General features: G+C 79.7%; 4 protein-coding genes. 1 reads left to right on the plus strand and 3 read right to left on the minus strand.

The features are described from left to right. Positions 1-770, plus strand: a 770-nt coding sequence (locus tag GTQ99_RS20365) for an NAD(P)-dependent oxidoreductase (RefSeq protein WP_166617529.1), incomplete at its 5' end; no start/stop codon positions are given. A gap of 27 nt (positions 771-797) precedes the next feature. Here the strand turns inward: GTQ99_RS20365 and GTQ99_RS20370 are convergent. From GTQ99_RS20370 to GTQ99_RS20380, 3 genes are all read right to left on the minus strand, one after another. After that, the gene (locus GTQ99_RS20370) at positions 798-2,267 is read right to left on the minus strand and encodes an insulinase family protein (RefSeq protein WP_166617530.1); all 1,470 of its coding nucleotides are present in this window, start codon (positions 2,265-2,267) and stop codon (positions 798-800) included. A gap of 100 nt (positions 2,268-2,367) precedes the next feature. Further along, complete coding sequence (locus tag GTQ99_RS27235; RefSeq protein WP_205707910.1) at positions 2,368-3,141, minus strand: CbiX/SirB N-terminal domain-containing protein; 774 nt, start codon at positions 3,139-3,141, stop codon at positions 2,368-2,370. Beyond that, positions 3,138-4,286, minus strand: coding sequence for a uroporphyrinogen-III synthase (locus GTQ99_RS20380; RefSeq protein WP_166617532.1), 1,149 nt, complete (start codon positions 4,284-4,286; stop codon positions 3,138-3,140). The genes GTQ99_RS27235 and GTQ99_RS20380 overlap by 4 nt, the downstream gene beginning before the upstream one ends. Positions 4,287-4,319: the final 33 nt, after the last annotated feature.

A 4,319-nucleotide genomic window follows, 5' to 3' on the forward strand; every position in this document is an offset into this window, starting at 1 on the left:
ACGTGGCGACGCCGGACCTGTCGGCGCTGCCCGCCGGCTGCCGCGCGGTGCAGCTGATGACCATCGGCCACGACGGGGTGCCCGAGCAGCTGCCGGAGGGCGTCGTGCTGTGCAACGCCGCCGGGGTGCACGAGACGTCGACGGCCGAGCTCGCGGTGGGCCTGGCCATCGCCGCGCTGCGCGGCCTCGACGACGACGTGCGGGCCATGGCGCAGGGGCGCTGGGGCGCCTCCCGGCGCACCTCGCTGGCGGACCGGCGCGTCCTCGTCGTCGGCTGGGGCGGGGTGGGCCGCGCGGTCGCGGCCCGGCTGGCGCCCTTCGAGGTGGAGCTGACGGCGGTGGCCACCCGCGCCCGCGTCCAGGACGGCGTGCGGGTGCACGCCGCCGACGAGCTGCCCGCGCTGCTGCCGCGCCACGACGTCGTCGTCCTGGCCTGCCCGCTGACGGGGGAGACCCGCGGGCTCGTGGACGCGGCCTTCCTGGCCGCGATGCCCGACGGGGCGCTGCTGGTCAACGTGGCCCGCGGGCCGGTGGTGCGCACGGACGCGCTGCTGGCCGAGCTGCGCACCGGCCGGCTGCGCGCCGCCCTGGACGTCACCGACCCCGAGCCGCTGCCCGCCGGGCACGAGCTGTGGTCGGCGCCCGGGGTGATCGTCACCCCGCACGTGGGCGGCAACTCCACGGCCTTCCGCCCGCGCATGGTGCGGCTGCTGCGCGAGCAGCTGCACCGCCACCTGACCGGGCGGGAGTGGCTGAACGTCGTGCGCTGACGCCCCAGCGCCCGGCCCCCGGCGGCCTCAGCCCGCCGGGGTGCCCGCCGCCTCCGCTTCCGGCACGAACAGCGCCTCCGGCAGCCGCCGGCGCAGCTGCGCGAGCACGTCGCCGGCGCCGCGGAAGTCCCCGGGGGGCACGGTCACCGCGGGCCCGTCGCCGGTCTGCAGCACGTGCGTGCCGTCCACGAGCACGCTCACGCCCACCACGTCGTCCCAGCGCGCCACCAGGTCGCCGTCCGGCAGGCGCAGGGCCACCCCGTCCTCGCCGACGACCAGGCGGGCGCCGCGCGGCACCCCGCGGAACGGGCGCGGGCGCAGCTCGCGCCCGGCCGGCACCGGGTGCGAGCTCGGCGCCAGCGGGCGCAGGCCCGCCCGCTCGAACGCGGTCCCCTCGGGCAGCAGGACCACCGCGGCGCCCAGCGCCTCGCGCACCGCCTCGCGGACGGCACCGGCGCTGCGCCGCCGGGTCTGCTCGTAGCGCTCCGCGGGCGTGCGCACCGGCAGCCCCAGCAGCAGCTCGTGGGCCGCCGCGGTCACCGCGTCACCCGTACCCCGCGGGTCGCCCAGCGCCTCCAGGGCCTGCGCCGCGTCGGCCTCGAGGTCCTGCGCGGCGGGGCCGTCGGCGGCGAAGCGCTCGACCACGTCGAGCAGCAGCCCGGCGACCTCGGCGGCGTGCTCGGGGTCGTTGTCGGCGTGCAGCGCCACCTCGCTGGTGCCCGGGTCCACGACCAGCGCGTCGGTGTCGACGTCGTAGGCCAGGCCGCGCTCGTGGCGCACGGCGTCCTCGCCCGCGCGCGCCAGCAGCCGCGCCACCGCCAGGTCGGTGCCGTCGACGGCGGCCAGCGGCAGGGAGACCGCGGTGCCGCCGGCGGGGCACTCCCACGCGGGCAGCCGCAGGGCGCGCGGCACCGCTGCCGCCACGCCGGCCCGCTCCCCGGGCGGCAGCGGCAGCCGCAGGCCCTCCGGCACCGGGCCGGTGAGCGCGAGGACGGCGTTGCCGCGGGTGAACCAGCGCGCCGCCCACGCCGCGACGTCGCCGGCGTCCAGGCGCGCCACGCCGAGGTCGCGGTAGGCCAGCAGCCCCGCGCCCCGGCAGCCGTAGCGCAGCGCGGCGGCCTCGGCGGCCGGGCCGGCGCCGCCGCCGCGCCCGGCCTCGGCGGCCAGGACGCGGCGCTCGACGTCGAGGGGGGCGGTGTCCAGCCGCTCCAGCTGGCGGCACACGCCCGCCAGGAAGGCCACGACGTGGTGCGCCGAGCCGGTCGCCTGGAACGAGGTGGTGTGCACCGACACGTGGGCGTTCACCTCGATGGGCACCCGGCCCACGCCGCGCATGACGAGGTGCTCGACGAGGTGGGTGATGCCGCCGTCGAGGAAGGCCTCGTCGGCCTGGCCGACGCGGAAGACCAGGGACGCGGACAGCGGTGCGGGGCCCGCGGCCCAGACCACCGGCACCCCGTCCACCTCGGTGACGGCGATCTCGTCGAGCAGCTCCACCCCGTCAGCGTAGGGACGCGGCCCCGCGCGTGGGCCGGCTCGGCGCCGCGGGCGCCCGAACGGCGCAGCGGCGCGGGGCCGGGGACCCGCGCGGGCCGGCTCAGGAGGTCGCGGCGAGGGCGGCGGCCGCCTCGTAGCGGCGCAGGACGAGGTCCACCAGCGCCGGGTGCGGGCCCATCGGTTCGGCCACCGCGTCGGCGCCCGCGGCGGCCAGCCGTCGGGAGAACACCCCGGGCGCCAGCAGGTAGCTCGCCACCGCGACCCGCCGCGCGCCGCCCGCGCGGGCGGCGGCGACCGCGTCGGCCACGGTCGGCTCCTGCGCGGAGAGGAACCCGCAGGTCACGGGTGCGCGCAGCCGCTCGCCGAGCAGCGCCGCCGCGGTGCGCACGTCGCCCTGCGCGACGGCGTCGGAGGAGCCGGCGGCGGCCAGGACCACGGCCCCCTCGAACCCCGCGGGGTCCTCGCCCAGCGCCTCGCCGAGGCGCTGCAGCACCACGCCGCTCACCTCGGGACCCGGGCCGAGGGCCTCGGCGGCCGTGGCCAGCCCGCCGCTCGCGGCGACGGCCCGGGCGACGTCGACGCGCACGTGGTACCCGCTGGACAGCAGCAGCGGCACCACGACGCTGCGCCGGCCGGCGGCGCTCAGCTCCTCGACCACCTCGGGCAGCTCGGGGCCGTGCACGTCCACGTGGGCGGCGCGCACGGACAGCTCCGGGCGGGCGGCGGCCACGGCGGCGCGCAGCGCGTCCACGGTGCGCCGGCCGAGCTCGGAGCGGGTGCCGTGCGAGCAGGCCACGAGCACGGGCGGCTGCACCGGTGCCGCGCCCACGAGGTCCGCGCCCGCGAGGTCCGCGCTCACGAGGTCTCCGCTCACGAGGTCTCCTCCCCGGTGGCGGCCACGCTGAGGCGGTAGCCGCGCTTGACGATCGTCTTCACCAGCGCCGGGTCCGGCAGCGCCGAGCGCAGCCGGGCCACGGTGACCTCCACGGCGTGCGCGTCGGCCGCGCCCGGCAGCGCCGGCAGCAGGTCCTCGCGGGAGAGCACCGCGCCCTGCGCGTCGGCGAGGCGGCGCAGCACCGCCAGCGGTCCGGGGGCCAGCTCCAGCACCTGCTCGTCGAGCACCGCGGCCTGCGCGCGCAGCCGCAGCGTCCCGGCCGGGGTCTCCACGCGCGCCAGCGGGTGCTCGGCCAGGTGGGCGGTGAGCGTGCGCAGCAGCGCCCCCAGCCGCCAGCGGTCCGGGACGAGCGGCTCGACGCCGACGGCCCGCAGCGGCTCGGCCGTCACGTCCCCGACGGCGCAGGCGACCACGCCCTCGGCGAAGCCGGCGACCACCTCCGGCAGCCGCCCGGCGCCGCGGGCCGCCTCCAGCAGCGCGAGCGCGCCCGGCGCGCTGGTGAAGACGACGGCGTCCAGCCGCCGCGTCGCGACGAGGTCGACGAGGCGCTCCACCGCGGCCGGGTCGTCCGGCGGCAGCCACCGGTAGACCGAGACGCCGCGCACCCGGGCACCGGCCGCCACGAGCGGCGCCAGCTGGTCCTGGTCGGCCGCGCCGTGCAGCTGCACGACGATCGAGCGCCCGGCCACGCCCTCGGCCACGAGCCGCTCGACGGCCTCGGCGGTCTGCTCGGAGGCGGCCGACCACTCCTCGCGCAGCCCGTTGGCGCGGATCACGCCGGTGGCCTTGGGGCCGCGGGCGAGCACCCGGGCCCGCGCGAACGTCTCCAGCAGCGGCGTCGCCAGCCCCGCCGCGTCGGCCGCCTCGACCCAGCCGCGCAGGCCGATGCCGGTGGTGACGAGCACGTCGTCGGGCGGGTCGGCGATGACGTCGCGGGTCTCGGCCAGCAGCTCGGCGTCCTCGGTGAGGGGGACGATGCGCATCGTCGGGGCGTGCACGACGCTGGCGCCCTTGCGCTCGAAGGTGGCGATCATGTCCGAGGAGCGGCGGTCGCTGGTGATGCCGATGGTGACCCCGAGCAGCTGGCGGACCTCGCCGCCGGTGCCGGGGGCGAGGTCCGCCAGCTGCTCGGGGTCACCATCGGCATCACCAGCGAC

It is taken from the genome of Kineococcus vitellinus (genome assembly GCF_009906315.1).
Classification (GTDB): domain Bacteria; phylum Actinomycetota; class Actinomycetes; order Actinomycetales; family Kineococcaceae; genus Kineococcus; species Kineococcus vitellinus.